Source organism: Nocardioides sp. (assembly GCF_036405735.1).
Classification (GTDB): domain Bacteria; phylum Actinomycetota; class Actinomycetes; order Propionibacteriales; family Nocardioidaceae; genus Nocardioides.
On sequence record NZ_DASWXC010000091.1, the window covers coordinates 24,326 to 41,016 of the forward strand.

Genomic DNA, 16,691 nt, shown 5'->3' on the forward strand with positions numbered 1-16,691 from the left:
TGACGAGGTGGCGGCGGAGCGGTGAACGCGTGGGGGGTCTCATTCCGTTCACCACTCCGCCACTGCTGTCACGGGAAACAGCAGGAGGAGCTCCCTCTCCTCGCCGACGCCGATTATTGGAGCGGCCACTACGGCGAGCAAATCGGCACCAAGTGTCGCTGTAGGGCCGTCGAGCCAGCAGGAACCCGGGTCTCGACCCTCTGAAACCCGGGTCTCAACCCACGGGAACCCGGGACTCGAGAAAAAGTCAGGGTTGACTGTTTGTTTGTGAGCGGCCATGCTTCGGCGGGTGAGCCAACCCATGGCGGCGCGTGTGCCGCAGGAGGAGCGCACGCGGGCGATGCGGGCGCGGCTGCTCGAGGCGACCGTGGAGTGCCTGGTGGAGCGCGGCTTCAGCGGCACGTCGACCACGCTGGTCTCCGAGCGGGCCGGGGTCAGCCGCGGTGCGCAGCTGCACCACTTCCCGACGAAGAACGCGCTCGTTCTCGCGGCCGTCGACCACGTCACCCGGATCCGCGGCGAGGAGCTCGAGGCCGCCACGGCGGCACTGCCGACGGGGTCGCACCGGACCCGCGCCATCCTCGAGATGCTCGCCGACCACTTCACCTCACCGGTCTTCACCGCCGCCCTGGAGCTCTGGGTCGCCGCGCGGACAGACCCGGACCTGCTCGCGGCCGTCGGACCCCTCGAGGAGCGCGTCGGCCGGGAGGTGCACCGGCTCACCGTCGAGCTGCTCGACGCGGACGAGTCGCGCGACGGCGTACGTGAGCTGGTCCAGGCGACCCTCGACCTGGTGCGCGGCCTCGGCCTGGCCAACACCATCAGCGACGACGCCCGGCGTCGTCAGCGCATCCTGGACCGCTGGGCGGCCGTCCTCGACCGCGAGATCAACAGGGAGCTGCCATGACCAACCCCGTCCTCGACCAGCTGCTCGCCGATCTCGCCGCCGAGGGCGACCGGCTCCGGGCGACCGTCGTCGGGCTCGACGACTCCGCCACCGGCGGGTGGCGGACGCCGACCCCCGCCGAGGGCTGGGACGTGGCCACCCAGGTCGCCCACCTGGCCTGGACCGACGAGGCGGCCGTGCTGGCCGCCCGAGCCGCCGCCGGCGACAAGTCCGACTGGGACGCGCTCGTCCTGAGCGCCATCGCGGACCCGGAGGGCTTCGTCGACGACGGTGCCGCGGCGCTCGCAACCGGAACGACGGAGCAGCTCCTCGCCCGGTGGGACGCCGGCCGTGCGGCGCTGGTCGCGGCGCTCCGCTCGGCCGACGGCAAGCTGCCGTGGTTCGGTCCGCCGATGTCGCCCGCCTCCATGGCGACCGCCCGGCTGATGGAGACCTGGGCGCACGCGCACGACGTCTACGACGCGCTCGGCATCACGCCGCAGGTCACCGACGGCGTGCGGCACGTGTGCCATCTCGGGGTCCGCACCCGCGGCTTCGCCTACGCCGCCCGCGGCCTGGAGGTGCCGGACGCCGAGGTCCGCGTCGAGCTGGTCGGTCCGAGCGGCGACGTGTGGACGTGGGGTCCGGACGACGCGGCGCAGCGGGTGACGGGGCCGGCGTACGACTTCGCGCGGCTCGTCACGCAGCGCATCCACCGCGACGACACCGCGCTCGTGGCGGAGGGCGAGGACGCCGAGCAGTGGCTGCGCATCGCCCAGGCCTTCGCGGGTCCTCCCGGGAAGGGACGTGACCGCCGTGGCTGAGACGACCACCTCGCCGCTCGTCGTCGGCAACTGCTCCGGCTTCTACGGCGACCGCCTCTCCGCGATGCGCGAGATGCTCGAGGGCGGTCCGCTCGACGTGCTCACCGGTGACTACCTGGCCGAGCTGACCATGCTCATCCTCGGCAAGGACACCCTCAAGGACCCGTCCGGCGGCTATGCGAAGACCTTCGTCCGGCAGGCCGAGGACTGCCTCGGGCTCGCCCTGGAGCGCGGGGTCCGGATCGTCGCGAACGCGGGCGGTCTCAACCCGGCCGGGCTGGCCGAGCGGCTGCGCGAGGTGGCCACCGGCCTCGGGCTCGACCCGCGCATCGCGTACGTCGCCGGCGACGACGTCCGCGGCCTCGCTGCGGAGCTCGGCCTCAGCCGGGCGGCGCTGACCGCCAACGCCTACCTCGGCGGGTTCGGCATCGCCCGGGCGCTGCAGGACGGGGCCGACGTCGTCGTCACCGGGCGGGTCACCGACGCCTCGCTCGTCGTCGGCCCGGCCGCCGCCCACCACGGCTGGGCCTACGACGACCTCGACCAGCTCGCCGGCGCGGTCGTCGCCGGCCACGTGCTCGAGTGCGGCACGCAGGCCACCGGCGGCAACTTCAGCGGGTTCCGTGGGCTGCCCGACGGGCTGCAGCCGCTCGGGTTCCCCATCGCGGAGATCGCCGCGGACGGCTCGAGCGTCATCACCAAGCACCCGGGCACCGGCGGAGCCGTCACGGTCGACACCGTGACCGCCCAGCTGATGTACGAGATCCAGGGGCAGCACTACCTCGGGCCCGACGTCACCACCGACCTCACCTCGATCCGGCTGACGCAGCAGGGCGAGGACCGGGTCGCCGTGACCGGGGTGCGGGGAACGCCGCCGCCGTCGCGGCTCAAGGTCTGCGTCAACGAGCTCGGGGGGTACCGCAACTCCGTGGAGTTCGTGCTGACCGGACTCGAGATCGACGCCAAGGCGGCCTGGATCAAGGCCCAGGTCGAGGCCGCGGTCGACCGCGACGCCCTGACGGCGCTGGACTGGTCGACGTACCGCGTCCCCGAGCCGGACTCCCCGACGGAGGAGGGCGCCAGCTGCCTGCTGCGGCTCTCGGTCCAGGCGCTCACCGCCGACCCGGTCGGCAAGGACCTCACCGCTCCGGTGATCGAGCTCGCGCTCGGAACCTACCCCGGCTTCCACGTCACGGCCCCGCCCGCGCGGCCGACGCCGTTCGGCTACTACACGGCGGCGTACGTCGACCGCGCGGCCGTGTCGCACACGGTGGTGCGGCTGCGGGGGGACGCCGACGCCGAGGTGGTGCCGGATCCGACGACCTTCGCCGAGCCGGCCGACGTGATGCCCCAGCGTCCGGCGCCTCAGCCCGCCCCGGCCGAGGTCGTCACGCGCCGGGCGCCGCTGGGCAGCTTCGTGCACGCGCGCTCGGGCGACAAGGGCGGGGACGCGAACCTCGGGCTCTGGGTCGCGCAGGGGGTCTCGACCAGCTCGACCAGCTCGACCTACGCGGACGACCTCCGCGAGCGGCGCGCGGCGTGGCTGGCCAAGCTCATCACGCCCGAGAAGGTGCGTGAGCTGGTCCCGGAGGCCGCGGCGCTCGACGTGGAGGTCCACCCGCTGCCGAACCTCGGCGGCGTCAACGTGCTCATCCGCGGCTTGCTCGGCCGCGGTGTCGCGGCCAGCACCCGGTTCGACCCGCAGGCCAAGGGCCTCGGGGAGTGGGTCCGCAGCCGCCTCGTCAACATCCAGGAGGACCTCCTATGACCGCCGAAACCCGGGTTGTGGCCCCGCGAGTTCCGGGTGCTGGCCCGTCGAATCCCGACTTGTGGTCTCTCGGCGCCGAGTTCACCCGGCGGGAGGTCTTCCCGCACCTGCAGGAGTGGGAGGACGCCGGCGAGCTGCCGCGGTCCCTGCACCAGGTGGCGGCCAAGCAGGGTCTGCTCGGCATCGGCTTCCCCGAGGCGGTCGGCGGCGAGGGCGGCACGCTGCTGGATACCATCGCGCTGCAGGAGGGCATGACCGCCGAGGGCGCCTCCAGCGGACTGCTGGCCGGCCTGTTCACGCACGGGATCGCGCTGCCGCACATCGCCGCGCACGGCTCGCCGGACCTCATCGAGCGCTACGTCCGCCCGACCCTGGCCGGTGAGCTGATCGGCTCGCTCGGCATCACCGAGCCCGACGGCGGCTCCGACGTCGCGCGCATCCGGACGACCGCCGTCCGCGACGGCGACCACTACGTCGTCAACGGGTCGAAGACGTTCATCACCTCCGGGGTGCGCGCCGACTTCGTCACGACCGCGGTGCGCACCGGTGGTCCGGGCGCCGGCGGCGTCAGCCTGCTCGTCGTCGACAAGGACACGCCCGGGTTCACCGTGACCAGGTCGCTGCGCAAGATGGGGTGGCACTGCTCCGACACCGCCGAGCTGTCCTACGTCGACGTGCGGGTCCCGGTGGAGAACCTCGTCGGCGAGGAGAACGCCGGGTTCTTCTACATCGCCGAGCAGTTCGTCACCGAGCGGATCGCGCTCGCGGTCCACGCCTATGGCACCGCCGCCCGGAGCCTGGCCCTCACGGCGGCGTACTGCCGTGAGCGCCGCACCTTCGGCGAGCCGCTGATCGCACGTCAGGTGGTGCGCCACAAGCTCGTCGAGATGCATCGGCGCGTGGAGGTCGCCAAGGCGTACACGCACGCGGTCGCGCAGCGGTACGTCGACGCGGGTGGCGTGAACGAGCAGGTCATCGCCGAGGCGGCGCTCGCCAAGCAGACGGCCGTCGAGGCCTGCGACTGGGTGGTCGACCAGGCGGTGCAGCTGCACGGCGGCACCGGCTACATGCACGGCACCGAGGTGGAGCGGCACTACCGCGACTCCCGGATCCTGCCGATCGGGGGCGGCGCCACCGAGGTGATGACCGACCTGGCCGCCAAGCTGTTGGGTTACATCCGATGACGCGGCTGCTGCGGCCCATGACCGGTGAGGTCTCGCTGTGGATGGACGCCCCGCCGGAGAAGGTGTGGGACCTGGTCAGCGACGTCACCCGGATCGGTGAGTTCTCGCCGGAGACCTTCGAGGCCCGGTGGCGCAGTGGCCACGACGGGCCGGCGGTCGGCGCGCGGTTCAAGGGCCACGTCAAGCGCAACGGCGTCGGGCCGACGTACTGGACGCCGTGCACCGTCACCGTCTGCGAGCCCGAGCGGGTCTTCGAGTTCGCTGTCGGCACCGACGAGGTGGCGGTCAACAACTGGGGCTACCGGCTGGAGCCTCGCGACGGCGGCACGCTGGTCACGGAGTACTTCCGGCTCGAGCCGAAGCTGCCGCTGCGCCTGTACTGGCTGCTGCTGGGGCGGCTGCGCGGCCGCACCAACGAGCGCGGCATGACGATCACCCTGCAGAGGATGAAGGAGGTGCTCGAGTCATGAGCAGCGCCATGAGAGAGGCCGTGAGCAACCGCGAGGCCATGCTGGCCAAGCTCGAGGAGCTCGACGCCGAGCACGCGAAGGCGGTGGCCGGCGGCGGTGAGAAGTACGTCGCCCGGCACCAGTCGCGCGGCAAGCTGACCGCCCGCGAGCGGATCGAGCTGCTGGTCGACGAGGGCTCGGCGTTCCTCGAGCTGATGCCGTTGGCCGGCTGGGGCTCCGACTTCACCGTCGGTGCCTCGCTGGTGACCGGCATCGGCGTCGTCGAGGGCGTCGAGTGCATGATCGTGGCCAACGACCCGACCGTGAAGGGCGGCGCCCTCAACCCGTGGTCGCTGAAGAAGTCGTTCCGCGCCGCCGAGATCGCCGAGAAGAACGGCCTGCCGTCGATCAACCTCACCGAGTCGGGCGGCGCGGACCTGCCGACGCAGAAGGACATCTTCATCCCCGGCGGGCGCGGCTTCCGCGACCTCACCCGGGCCTCGGCGCGCAAGCAGCCGACGATCTCGGTCGTGTTCGGCAACTCCACCGCCGGCGGCGCCTACGTGCCTGGCATGAGCGACTACGTCGTCATGGTCAAGCAGCAGGCGAAGGTCTTCCTCGCCGGCCCGCCCCTGGTGAAGATGGCCACCGGGGAGGAGACCGACGACGAGTCGCTCGGCGGGGCCGAGATGCACTCACGGGTCTCCGGCTCCTCCGACTACCTCGCCGAGGACGAGCGGGACGCGCTGCGCATCGCCCGCCGGATCGTGGCGCGGCTCAACTGGCGCAAGCGCGGCCCGAGCCCGGCGCCGACGTACGCCGAGCCGGACCTCGACCCCGAGGAGCTGCTCGACCTGATCCCGACCGACCTCAAGGAGCCGTTCGACCCGCGCGAGGCGATCCTGCGCATCGTCGACGGGGTCTCGACGGGCTCGACCAACGGTTCGGACAACGCGGTGGCGTTCGACGAGTTCAAGCCGCTCTACGGCTCTGCCCTGTGCGTCGGCTGGGCGCGGCTGCACGGCCACCCGATCGGCATCCTCGCGAACGCTCGCGGCGTGTTGATGAGCGAGGAGGCGCAGAAGGCGGCGCAGTTCATCCAGCTGGCCAACCAGAAGGACACGCCGCTGCTGTTCCTGCACAACACCACCGGCTACATGGTCGGCAAGGAGTACGAGCAGGGCGGGATCATCAAGCACGGCGCCCAGATGATCAACGCCGTCTCCAACTCGAAGGTCCCGCACCTCACGGTGATCATGGGCGCCTCCTACGGCGCCGGGAACTACGGCATGAACGGCCGTGCCTACGACCCGCGCTTCCTGTTCACCTGGCCCTCGGCGAAGTCGGCGGTCATGGGTCCGGCGCAGCTGGCCGGCGTCATGGAGATCGTCGCGCGCCAGTCCGCGGAGTCCAAGGGCCAGCCCTTCGACGCCGAGGGCTTCCAGGGCATCAAGGACATGGTCGAGTCGATGGTGGAGGAGCAGTCGCTGCCCTACTTCCTCTCGGGCATGGTCTACGACGACGGCGTCATCGACCCGCGCGATACCCGCACCGTCCTGGGCATCTGCCTGTCCGTCATCGCCAACCAGCCGATCGAGGGCGCCATGAACTTCGGGGTGTTTCGACTGTGACCGTGATCAAGAGAGTCCTCGTCGCCAACCGGGCCGAGATCGCCTCGCGCGTCTTCCGCACCTGCCGAAGGCTCGGCATCTCCACTGTCGCCGTCTTCTCCGACGCCGACGAGGCGCTGCCCTACGTCGGCGACGCCGACTTCGCCGTCCGGCTGCCCGGCAACACGCCGGGCGAGACCTACCTGCGCGGCGACCTGGTCATCGAGGCCGCGCGCCGGGCCGGCGCCGACGCCGTCCACCCCGGCTACGGCTTCCTCTCCGAGAGCGCCGACTTCGCCCGGGCGGTGATCGACGCCGGCCTGACGTGGATCGGCCCGTCGCCGGAGTCGATCGAGGCGATGGGCTCGAAGATCGGCGCCAAGGCGATCATGAAGGCCGCCGGCGTACCCGTCCTGGAGGCGCCGGAGGCGCCGACCGAGGCCGACCTGCCGCTGCTGGTCAAGGCGTCGGCGGGCGGTGGCGGTCGCGGCATGCGGATCGTGCGCTCGCTGGCCGACCTCGAGCGCGAGATCGCGACGGCGCGGGCGGAGGCGGAGTCGGCGTTCGGTGACGGCACCGTCTTCGTGGAGCCGTACGTCGAGCGCGGCCGTCACGTCGAGGTGCAGCTCGTCGGCACGATGGTCTTCGGCGACCGCGACTGCTCGATCCCGCGGCGGCACCAGAAGGTCGTCGAGGAGGCGCCCGCTCCGGGTCTGCCCGACCACGTCCGGACCGCGCTGCACGAGGCCGCCCGGAACGCCGCCGAGGCGATCGACTACCGCGGCGCCGGGACGGTGGAGTTCCTCTACGACGAGGCGACCGAGCGGTTCTGGTTCCTGGAGATGAACACCCGGCTCCAGGTGGAGCACCCGGTGACCGAGGAGGTCTTCGGGGTCGACCTGGTCGAGCTGCAGCTCCAGGCGGCGAACGGCGACTGGATCATGGGCTGGACCGACGACCCGGTCGGGCACTCGATCGAGGTGCGGCTCTACGCCGAGGACCCGGAGGCGGACTACCAGCCGCAGTCGGGGCGGCTGAGCCGGTTCGAGATCTCCGCTCCGACCGGGCCGACCGGGGGCAGCAGCGGCATCAGGGTCGAGGCGGGCTACCGCTCCGGCTCGACGGTCAGCACCTTCTACGACGCGATGCTGGCGAAGGTCATCGCGACCGCGCCGACGCGTCGCGAGGCGGCCGGACTGCTCGCCGCGACCCTGCGACGGGCGCGGATCCACGGCGTGCGCACCAACCGGGACCTGCTGGTCTCGGTGCTGGAGTCGCCGGCCTTCCTGGGCGAGCAGGTCTCCACGGCCTTCCTCGCCGAGCATGCGGCCGGCCGGACCGGCCAGGTCGAGGGGGCCGGCCAGGATCTGGAGAAGGACACCGGAGCGCCGGTCGCGGCGACGATCGCGCTGACCGAGCGGGCCGCGGCGCGGCGCACGGTCCAGCAGCGCATCCCGGTCGGCTGGCGCAACGTCACCAGCCGGCCGCAGCGCACGGAGTTCGAGGACGGCACGGTCGTCGAGTGGCTCGGCACCCGGCGCGGCTACGCGGTCGACGGGTTCACCGTGGTCTCGACACGGCCTGCTCGTTCCTCGCAGGCCTGCTCGACCAGCGAATGGGTGGTCGTGCTCGAGCGCGACGGTGTCCGGACGACGTACGACGTCGCGGTCGACGGCGAGCCGGGCCGGGAGCGGGTCGACGTCGACTCGCCGTACGGCCACACCGCGCTGCTGCGCACGCCGCGGTTCGTCGACCCCACGACGCAGGTCGCGGCCGGCTCGCTGCTCGCACCGATGCCCGGCAGCGTCATCGCCGTGCACGCGGCGGTGGGCGAGACCGTCACCGAGGGCCAGCCCATCCTCGTGATGGAGGCCATGAAGATGCAGCACACCATCGCGGCGCCGTACGCCGGCACCGTGACCGAGCTGGCCGCAAGCGTCGGCCAGCAGGTCGAGGCGGGCACCGTGCTCGCCGTCGTCGACGACGCCACGCAGAGCGAGAGCACCGAGGAGCAGGGATGACCGGCATGTTCACCGAGCCCGAGGAGCGCGTCGCGCTGCGCGAGGCGGTCGCCAAGCTGGCCGGCAAGTACGGTCACGACTTCGTCGCGAAGCAGGCCCGCGAGGGCGGCAAGATGACCGAGATGTGGCTCGAGATGGGCCGCAGCGGGTTCCTCGGCGTCAACCTCCCCGAGGAGTACGGCGGCGGTGGCGGCGGCATGGCGGACCTGGCGGCCGTCCTCGAGGAGGCCGCCGCGGCTGGTGCGCCGCTGCTGATGATGGTCGTCAGCCCGGCGATCTGCGGCTCGATCATCGCGCGCTGCGGGACGCCGGCGCAGAAGCAGCGGTGGCTGCCCGGCATCGCCGACGGCACGCTGCTGATGGCCTTCGGCATCACCGAGGCCGACGCCGGGTCGAACTCCCACCAGATCACCACCACCGCGACCCGGGATGGGGACGGGTGGGTGCTGAGGGGCCAGAAGACGTTCATCTCCGGGGTCGACGAGGCGCAGTCGGTGCTGATCGTCAGCCGCACTGAGGACGCCAAGACCGGCAAGCTCAAGCCGGCGCTCTTCGTGGTGCCGACCGACGCCCCCGGGTTCACCAAGCAGGTCATCCCGATGGCGTGGCAGGCGCCGGAGAAGCAGTTCACGCTCTTCCTCGACGACGTCCGGGTCCCGGCTGACGCGCTGGTAGGAGACCCCGAGAGTGCCGACGGCGGCCTGTGGCAGCTCTTCGCCGGCCTCAACCCCGAGCGGATCATGGGCGGGGCGCTCTCCTGCGGCATGGCGCGCTACGCGCTGGACAAGGCGGTGGAGTACGCCACGACCCGGGCGGTCTGGAAGGAGCAGCCGATCGGCGCCCACCAGGGCATCGCCCACCCGCTCGCGAAGGTGAAGATCGAGCTCGAGCAGGCCCGGCTGCTGTGGCAGAAGGCGGCCGCGCTCTACGACGCGGGCGACGACTTCACGGCCGGGGAGTACGCCAACATGGCGAAGTACGCCGGCGGCGAGGTTGCCTGCAACGCCACGGACGTCGCCGTGCACACCCACGGCGGGAACGGCCTGACGGTGGAGTACGGCCTGGCCAACCAGCTGGTCGCCGCGCGGCTGGGCCGGATCGCCCCCGTCAGCCGGGAGATGATCCTCAACTTCGTCGCGATGCACTCGCTGGGGCTGCCCAAGTCGTACTGAGCTTCCCTGCGGCTCTCGGCGGGCACCTGACGTCTCCGACGGCGACACGCCGGTCGCCGGTTGGCGGCGTCAGGTGCCAGCGCTTGCTCTGATCGAACAGGTGTTCGATCATGGTCGGATGACCGAGAGCGAGACCGCGAGCATCCTGCACGCCGACCTCGACTCCTTCTTCGCGTCGGTGGAGCAGCGCGACGACCCGCGGCTGCGCGGCCGTCCGGTGATCGTCGGGGGCGGCGTCGTGCTCGCGGCCAGCTACGAGGCGAAGGCCTTCGGCGTCCGCTCGGCCATGGGCGGGCGACAGGCGGCCCGGCTGTGCCCGGAGGCGATCGTCGTCCCGGCGCGGTTCGACGCCTACGTCGCCGCCAGCCGGGCGGTCTTCGAGATCTTCCGCGACACGACGCCGCTCGTGGAGGGCATCTCCATCGACGAGGCGTTCCTCGAGGTGGGAGGACTGCGCCGGCTGGTCGGCGAGCCGGTCGACATCGCGGTCGCGCTGCGCCGACGGGTCCGCGAGGAGGTCGGGCTGCCGATCTCGGTGGGGGTCGCCCGCACGAAGTACCTCGCCAAGGTCGCCAGCGCCGTCAGCAAGCCCGACGGCCTGCTGCACGTCCCGCCGCACGGCGAGGAGCACTTCCTCCATCCGCTGCCGGTCGAGCGGCTGTGGGGCGTCGGCGCCGTCACGGCCGCCAAGCTGCACGCCGACGGCATCCGGACCCTCGGCGACCTGGCGCGGCGCGAGGAGTCCGAGCTCGCCCACGTCGTCGGCAAGGCGGCCGGCCGGCACCTGCACGCGCTGGCCCGCCTGCGCGACCCTCGGCCGGTGGAGACCGGCCGGCGGCGGCGCTCGGTCGGAGCGCAGTCCGCGATCGGTCGTGGCCGGCGTACCCACGAGGAGCTGGAGGCGCTGCTCGCCGCCCTCGTGGACCGGGTGTCGCGACGGCTGCGCGGCGGCGAGCGCGCGGGCCGGACGGTCACGCTGCGGCTGCGGTTCGACGACTACACCCGCGTCACGCGGGCGACGACCCTGCCCCGCGCGACGGCCGCGACCGCCGACTGGCTCCAGGCCGGCCGCGGCCTGTTGCACACCGCCCGGCCGCTGATCGAGGAGCGCGGGTGCACGTTGATCGGCATCTCGGTCTCCGGCCTGGTCGAGACCGGTCGCGACGAGCAGCTGGAGCTGCCGCTGCACCTGGAGGGCGTCGACGGCCGCGGGACCCGCGAACGTGCCCGGCTCGACGGCGCGCTCGACGACCTGCGGGAGCGGTACGGCGGCAGTGCCGTGGTGCGCGCCGCGATGATCGGCCGCCACGCGGGCGTCGAGATGCCCACGCTCCCGGACCCCGGACCGCGATCCCGTTAGCCTGACCTCGTGGGCGTCCTCGGTGCGGTCGACCGGACCCAGCGCCGGTTCTCCCCGCTGGGGTTCCCGCTGGGCGTGGTCTACAAGTTCTTCGACGACCAGGGCAACTACCTGGCCGCGATCCTCACCTACTACGCCTTCGTCGCGATCTTCCCGCTCATGCTGCTCGGGAGCTCGATCCTCGGCTTCCTGCTCGACGACAATCCCGGGCTGCAGGAGACGCTGCTCGACAGCGCACTGCACCAGTTCCCCATCATCGGCGACGAGCTGGGCCGGCCGGAGGGCCTGCGGGGGTCGACGGCCGGCGCGGTGGCCGGTGCCCTGGTCGCCCTCTACGGCGCGATGGGGCTCGGCCTGGCGATCCAGAACACCGTCAACACCGCCTGGTCGGTGCCGCGCAACAGCCGCCCCAACCCGTTCCTGCTGCGGCTGCGTAGCCTCGGCCTGCTCGCCACCGCGGGTCTGGCCGTGCTCGGGGTGTCGCTCATCTCCACCATCGGCAGCAACACCCAGGTGTTCGGGGGACGGATCGACACCACGCTGCGGTGGCTGATCGCCCTGGCCTCGGTGCTGGTCGTGGGGACCGTGCTGACGCTGCTGATGCGGTTCGCGACCACCCGGGAGCACCTGCTGCGCAGCGCGGCTCCCGGCGGCTTCACGCTCGCCTTCCTGTGGCAGGGGCTGCAGTGGGCTGGGGCCGTCTACGTCACGCAGGTCATCAACGAGGCGCAGGGGATGAACAAGACCTTCGCCACCGTCCTGGGCCTGGTGGCGTTCATCTACATCGCCAGCGTCATGGGCGTGCTCGGCATCGAGGTCAACGTCGTGCTGGTCCGCCGGCTGTGGCCGCGCGCCCTGCTGACGCCGTTCACCGACGCGGTGGACCTGACCGAGGCGGACCGGCGCGCCTACGCGTCGTACGCGCTGATGAACCGGCACAAGGGGTTCGAGACCGTCGCGGTGTCCTTCGACGGCCGTGACGGGGACACCCACGAGATCGTCATGGACCCCGCCTGGGCGCGCAAGAAGCCGCGTCGCGCGTCGCCGCAGGAGCGCAGTCCGCACGAGCGCGACACCGACCCACGGCGCGGTCCGCACCTGTAGTCCGTCGGCTCGTCCTCACCGCAGCGGCACGAACCGGTAGGTGCCGTGCCGGCTGACCGCGAACTCCTCCCCCGCCCGCTCCACCAGGTGCATGACACCGCCCACCGGCAGCACCATCCGGCCGCCGTCGGCGAGCTGGTCGCACAGCTGACGCGGCAGGTGGGTGGCGTCGGCGGAGACCAGGATCCGGTCGTACGGCGCCAGCGCGGGCGCTCCCAGTACGCCGGGTTCGGCCTGCCGGATGCTGGCCCACCGCCGCCCGGTCGCCGCCAGGTGGCGGGTCCCGAGCGTGACCAGCTCCGGCTCGAGCTCCACACCGACGACCTCCCCGGTCGGGCCGGTCAGGTGCGCGAGCAGCGCGGTCGTCCAGCCCGAGCCGGCCCCGACGTCGAGCACGCGCTGCCCCGGCTGCACGTCGAGCAGACGCAGCATCGCCTCGACGGTGCGGGGCTGGGAGTTGGTCTGTCCCGCGGGCAGCGGCAGCGGGCCGTCGTACGACGCCCGCCAGCGCTGCGACACCGGGAGGAACCACGCGCGCGGACTCGCCCGGAAGGCCGCCTGGACCCTGTCCACCCCTCCAGTGTGCGCGCCGCGCGGGCGCGAGGTCATCGGGCCACGAGGGCGGTGCGATCGGGCAGGATGACCGCCATGGCTGAGGACACTCCGGAACTGGTCCACTACGTCGTCAGCGGCGACGTCGCGACGATCACCCTCGACTCCCCGCACAACCGCAACGCGCTCTCCCGGCAGCTCGTGACCGAGCTGGCCGGTCGGCTGGCCGAGGCCGACGCGGACGACACGGTCAAGGTCGTCGTGCTCGCCGCGACCGGGAAGGTGTTCTGCTCCGGCGCCGATCTGTCCGAGGCGGCGACGGTCCCGATGGTCGAGGGCGCCCGCGCCATCGTCGCGCTGCAGCGCAGCATCGTCGCGCACACCAAGCCGGTCGTGGTGCGGCTGCAGGGAGCGGTGCGCGCCGGTGGCATCGGGATCGTGGCCGCCGCGGACATCGTCGTCGCGGCCGAGCCGGCGACGTTCGCGCTGACCGAGGTGAAGCTCGGACTGACCCCCGCGGCCATCTCGCTGACCGTCCTGCCGCGGCTGACCAGCCGCGCCGCGTCGTACGCCTTCCTCACCGGTGAGACGTTCACCGCCGCCGACGCGGTGGCGATGGGGCTGGTGACCAGGGCCGTGCCGGCCGACGACCTCGACGCGGAGGTGGAGCGGGTCTGCGCCAGCCTCGCGACCGGCGCCGCCCAGGGGCTGCGGGAGACCAAGGGGCTGCTCTCGCGCGACCTGCTGGAGCGCATCGACGCCCGGGGCGAGGACCTGTCCCAGCTCAGCGCGCGGCTGTTCGGCTCCGACGAGGCCCGCGAGGCGATGCTGGCGTTCCTGTCGCGTCCGAAGGGCTGATTGTCTCCGGGCTCCGGGCACGCTGGCTGCATGCCCATCGAGGTATGCAGGCCGATGCGCACTCCCCGTGCGGAGTTCCACGAGGGAAGTGACCACTCGGCTGCATACCTTGCCGAACAGCCCGAACAGCCCGAACAGCCCGAACAGGCCGACGCACCCGGCCCGCCGGCCGGACCGAATGGGAGAGACAGCGCCGCACGGGTAGGCTTGAGAACTTGCTGCGCTCAGCCGGTCGCGACCGGAGCGGCGCGGCGGGGAACGGTCGGCGCAAGGGGACGGACAACGTTGAGCGAGGATCTGGTCGGTCGGGAAGTCGACCGCGAGCAGGCGTTCGTGGATCGGGTCTACCGCCAGCTGGCGGACTCCGCGAAGGCCGCACAGGAGCTGGCCCGGGAGGGGCAGGCTCGCGGCAAGCTGGGCCACGAGGGTGGCCTCGTCGAGCGGGATGCGATGGTGTTCCAGGCGGCCAAGCGGATCGCCCAGCTCGACGCGGCGCACGAGGGCCTGGTGTTCGGCCGGCTCGACCTGCGCCCCGAGGTGGACGAGGAGCCGCGGTACGTCGGCCGCATCGGCCTGCGCGACGAGAACCGCGACAGCCTCCTCATCGACTGGCGGGCCCCGGCGGCCGCCGTCTTCTACCAGGCGACCGCCGCCGAGCCGCACAGCGTGATCCGGCGCCGGGTGCTGCGCTGCGCCGGGCCGAAGGTGGTCGGACTCGAGGACGAGCTGCTGGACGCCGAGGGCTACGAGGGCCGCGAGGACGATCTCCCGATCGTCGGCGAGGGCGCGCTGATGGCGCAGCTCTCCCGCGCCCGCGACCGCACGATGCACTCGATCGTCGCCACCATCCAGGCCGAGCAGGACAAGGCGATCCGCGCCCCGTCGAAGGGCGTCGTCGCGATCTCCGGTGGCCCGGGCGTCGGCAAGACGGTCGTGGCGCTGCACCGCGCGGCGTACCTGCTCTACACCGACCGGCGTCGCTACGAGTCCGGCGGCGTGCTGATCGTCGGCCCCAGCGGCGTGTTCATGAACTACATCGCCCGGGTGCTCCCGTCGCTCGGCGAGACCGCGGTGGCGCTGCGCAGCCTCGGCGAGGTCGTGGACGGCGTGAAGGCGACCCGGCACGACGAGCCCGCCGTCGCGGCGGTCAAGGGCGCGGCGAAGATGGCGGAGCTGATGCGGCGTACCGCGCGCCAGCAGGCGCCCGGCAGCCCCACCGAGTTCAAGATCTTCTACCGCGACGACGTGCTCACCCTCGACCGCGGCCGGCTGGGCCAGCTGCGCCGCACCCTGATGAGCCAGGGCCGTCGCAACCGGCAGCTCCCGCGCGTGGTCAGCACGCTGACCGACGCGCTGTGGCGCCAGGTCCGCAGCGAGCGGGGCCGCGAGCGCGGCAAGGACTCCTTCGAGGACGAGCTGCTCGACAACACGGCGTTCCTGGAGTTCGCGCACGCCTGGTGGCCGCCGCTCGAGGCCCGCACCGTGCTGGGCTGGCTGCGGGAGCCGGAGTTCCTCTCCCGGGTCGCCGAGGGCGTGCTCACCGGTGAGGAGCAGCGCCAGCTGCTCAAGTCGTGGGGCTCGACCAGCGACCCGATCGACCTGTCGATCGAGGACATCCCGCTGCTCGACGAGCTGCGCTACGCGCTGGGCGACGTCCCGGAGAAGCCGGCCGACGAGCGCGACGTCGACCCGGAGCTCGGCATCAACGTGCAGGAGCTGCTCACCGCCTCCGACCGCGAGTTCGCCTCCGGGCCGGGCTGGCAGCCGCCGAAGTACCGCATCGAGGACGACCCGTTCGCCCACGTCCTCATCGACGAGGCGCAGGACCTGACCCCGATGCAGTGGCGCATGGTCGGCCGCCGCGGCCGTACGGCGTCCTGGACGATCGTCGGCGACCCGGCCCAGTCCTCGTGGCCGGTGCCGGAGGAGGCCGCCGCGGCCCGCGCCGAGGCGCTCGAGGGCAAGGCGGTCCACGAGTTCCACCTCTCGACCAACTACCGCAACAGCGCGGAGATCTACGCCTACGCCGCGGCGTACGCCGAGCGCGTCGGCCTCGACGCCGATCTCCCCACCGCGGTCCGCTCGACCGGTGTCGAGCCGGAGGAGATCACCGGCGTCGCCGACCTCGAGGCGGCGACTCGCGAGGCGGTCGTCCGGCTCGCCGGCCAGGTCTCCGGCACGGTCGGCATCGTGGTGCCGGTCGCGCGCCGGGCGGAGGTCAACGCCTGGCTGGCCTCCTGGTCGGAGGTCGCCGAGGACGCGCCGCACGCACGGGCGGCCGCCGTCGACGCCCATGCGACGCCGTCGGGTGAGGACCGGGTCGTGGTGCTCACCGGTCTCGACACCAAGGGGCTGGAGTTCGACGCGATCGTGGTGGTGCGCCCGCAGGAGATCGAGGACGAGTCCGCCACCGGCCGCGCCACGCTCTACGTCGTGCTGACCCGCGCCACGCAGCTGCTGACCGTCATCGACTGAGCCCTGCGCTCGGCCCGACGCCCACCACGCCGAGTTGCCCGTCGGGGAGACTGGTGGGGTGGATGCTGACCGCGGACGCCTGCTCGCCGAGCGTGAGCGCACGACGCGCCGGCTGGCGGAGCTCACCGGCGACTTCCGCGAGATCGTGGAGGCGTCGGCGTCGACGAACGCCGACGACGAGCACGACCCCGAGGGTGCCACGATCGCGTTCGAGCGCTCCCAGGTGGCGACGCTGGTGCAGCAGGCACGGCATCGGCTCCGCGAGATCGAGGCCGCGCTGGCCCGGATCGACGACGGCCGTTACGGCACCTGCGAGCGCTGTGGCCGGCCCATCCCGGTCGAGCGGCTCGAGGCACGCCCGACAGCCCGGACCTGCGTCGCCTGCTGAGTGGAGCCTTCTGCCAGCTCGGGCCCAGGACGGCGTGGCA

The 16,691-nt window shown here is 72.6% G+C and carries 14 protein-coding genes; 13 read left to right on the forward strand and 1 reads right to left on the reverse strand.

What is annotated here, in order from left to right; all coding sequences use genetic code 11:
* The first annotated feature begins 289 nt into the window (after positions 1-289).
* The 10 genes from VGE38_RS14650 to VGE38_RS14695 all read left to right on the forward strand — a co-directional run bounded on the left by VGE38_RS14650 (position 290) and on the right by VGE38_RS14695 (position 12,378).
* Entirely contained in the window at positions 290-907 is a 618-nt protein-coding gene (locus tag VGE38_RS14650) for a TetR/AcrR family transcriptional regulator (protein ID WP_331143291.1), read from the forward strand.
* Entirely contained in the window at positions 904-1,710 is an 807-nt protein-coding gene (locus tag VGE38_RS14655) for a TIGR03084 family metal-binding protein (protein ID WP_331143292.1), read from the forward strand. Before VGE38_RS14650 ends, VGE38_RS14655 begins: the two co-directional genes overlap by 4 nt.
* Entirely contained in the window at positions 1,703-3,478 is a 1,776-nt protein-coding gene (locus VGE38_RS14660) for an acyclic terpene utilization AtuA family protein (protein WP_331143293.1), read from the forward strand. The genes VGE38_RS14655 and VGE38_RS14660 overlap by 8 nt, the downstream gene beginning before the upstream one ends.
* A 59-nt stretch (positions 3,479-3,537) precedes the next feature.
* Positions 3,538-4,662: an acyl-CoA dehydrogenase family protein gene (locus VGE38_RS14665; RefSeq protein WP_331143294.1), complete on the forward strand. Its 1,125-nt coding sequence runs from the start codon at positions 3,538-3,540 to the stop codon at positions 4,660-4,662.
* Positions 4,659-5,132 (forward strand): SRPBCC family protein, encoded by a 474-nt coding sequence (locus tag VGE38_RS14670; protein WP_331143295.1) that lies wholly within the window; start codon positions 4,659-4,661, stop codon positions 5,130-5,132. The genes VGE38_RS14665 and VGE38_RS14670 overlap by 4 nt, the downstream gene beginning before the upstream one ends.
* Positions 5,129-6,742 (forward strand): acyl-CoA carboxylase subunit beta, encoded by a 1,614-nt coding sequence (locus tag VGE38_RS14675; RefSeq protein ID WP_331143296.1) that lies wholly within the window; start codon positions 5,129-5,131, stop codon positions 6,740-6,742. The genes VGE38_RS14670 and VGE38_RS14675 overlap by 4 nt, the downstream gene beginning before the upstream one ends.
* 2 nt (positions 6,743-6,744) lie before the next feature.
* Complete coding sequence (locus VGE38_RS14680) at positions 6,745-8,742, forward strand: acetyl/propionyl/methylcrotonyl-CoA carboxylase subunit alpha (RefSeq protein ID WP_331143297.1); 1,998 nt, start codon at positions 6,745-6,747, stop codon at positions 8,740-8,742.
* Complete coding sequence (locus VGE38_RS14685; RefSeq protein WP_331143298.1) at positions 8,739-9,914, forward strand: acyl-CoA dehydrogenase family protein; 1,176 nt, start codon at positions 8,739-8,741, stop codon at positions 9,912-9,914. The genes VGE38_RS14680 and VGE38_RS14685 overlap by 4 nt, the downstream gene beginning before the upstream one ends.
* Before the next feature lie 118 nt (positions 9,915-10,032).
* Complete coding sequence (gene dinB, locus VGE38_RS14690; protein ID WP_331143299.1) at positions 10,033-11,274, forward strand: DNA polymerase IV; 1,242 nt, start codon at positions 10,033-10,035, stop codon at positions 11,272-11,274.
* 9 nt (positions 11,275-11,283) lie between these two features.
* A complete protein-coding gene (locus tag VGE38_RS14695; RefSeq protein WP_331143300.1) occupies positions 11,284-12,378 on the forward strand; it encodes a YihY/virulence factor BrkB family protein in 1,095 nt (364 codons plus the stop codon).
* A gap of 15 nt (positions 12,379-12,393) precedes the next feature.
* Here VGE38_RS14695 and VGE38_RS14700 read toward each other — a convergent pair whose 3' ends face one another.
* On the reverse strand, positions 12,394-12,951 hold the full coding sequence (locus VGE38_RS14700; protein WP_331143301.1) for a protein-L-isoaspartate O-methyltransferase family protein: 558 nt from the start codon (positions 12,949-12,951) through the stop codon (positions 12,394-12,396).
* Between the two features lie 75 nt (positions 12,952-13,026).
* On the opposite strand from VGE38_RS14700, the gene VGE38_RS14705 reads away from it, so the two are divergent.
* The 3 genes from VGE38_RS14705 to VGE38_RS14715 all read left to right on the forward strand — a co-directional run bounded on the left by VGE38_RS14705 (position 13,027) and on the right by VGE38_RS14715 (position 16,651).
* A complete protein-coding gene (locus tag VGE38_RS14705; RefSeq protein WP_331143302.1) occupies positions 13,027-13,788 on the forward strand; it encodes an enoyl-CoA hydratase family protein in 762 nt (253 codons plus the stop codon).
* Between the two features lie 285 nt (positions 13,789-14,073).
* Positions 14,074-16,263, forward strand: coding sequence for a HelD family protein (locus VGE38_RS14710; protein ID WP_331143303.1), 2,190 nt, complete (start codon positions 14,074-14,076; stop codon positions 16,261-16,263).
* A 58-nt stretch (positions 16,264-16,321) separates the two neighbouring features.
* A complete protein-coding gene (locus tag VGE38_RS14715; RefSeq protein WP_331143304.1) occupies positions 16,322-16,651 on the forward strand; it encodes a TraR/DksA family transcriptional regulator in 330 nt (109 codons plus the stop codon).
* Positions 16,652-16,691 lie beyond the last annotated feature (40 nt).

Coding starts and splice junctions, on each gene's coding strand:
- dinB (WP_331143299.1), top strand. CDS start 10,033: ATGACCGAGAGCGAGACCGCGAGCATCCTGCACGCCGACCTCGACTCC.
- VGE38_RS14670 (WP_331143295.1), top strand. CDS start 4,659: ATGACGCGGCTGCTGCGGCCCATGACCGGTGAGGTCTCGCTGTGGATG.
- VGE38_RS14685 (WP_331143298.1), top strand. CDS start 8,739: ATGACCGGCATGTTCACCGAGCCCGAGGAGCGCGTCGCGCTGCGCGAG.
- VGE38_RS14705 (WP_331143302.1), top strand. CDS start 13,027: ATGGCTGAGGACACTCCGGAACTGGTCCACTACGTCGTCAGCGGCGAC.
- VGE38_RS14655 (WP_331143292.1), top strand. CDS start 904: ATGACCAACCCCGTCCTCGACCAGCTGCTCGCCGATCTCGCCGCCGAG.
- VGE38_RS14675 (WP_331143296.1), top strand. CDS start 5,129: ATGAGCAGCGCCATGAGAGAGGCCGTGAGCAACCGCGAGGCCATGCTG.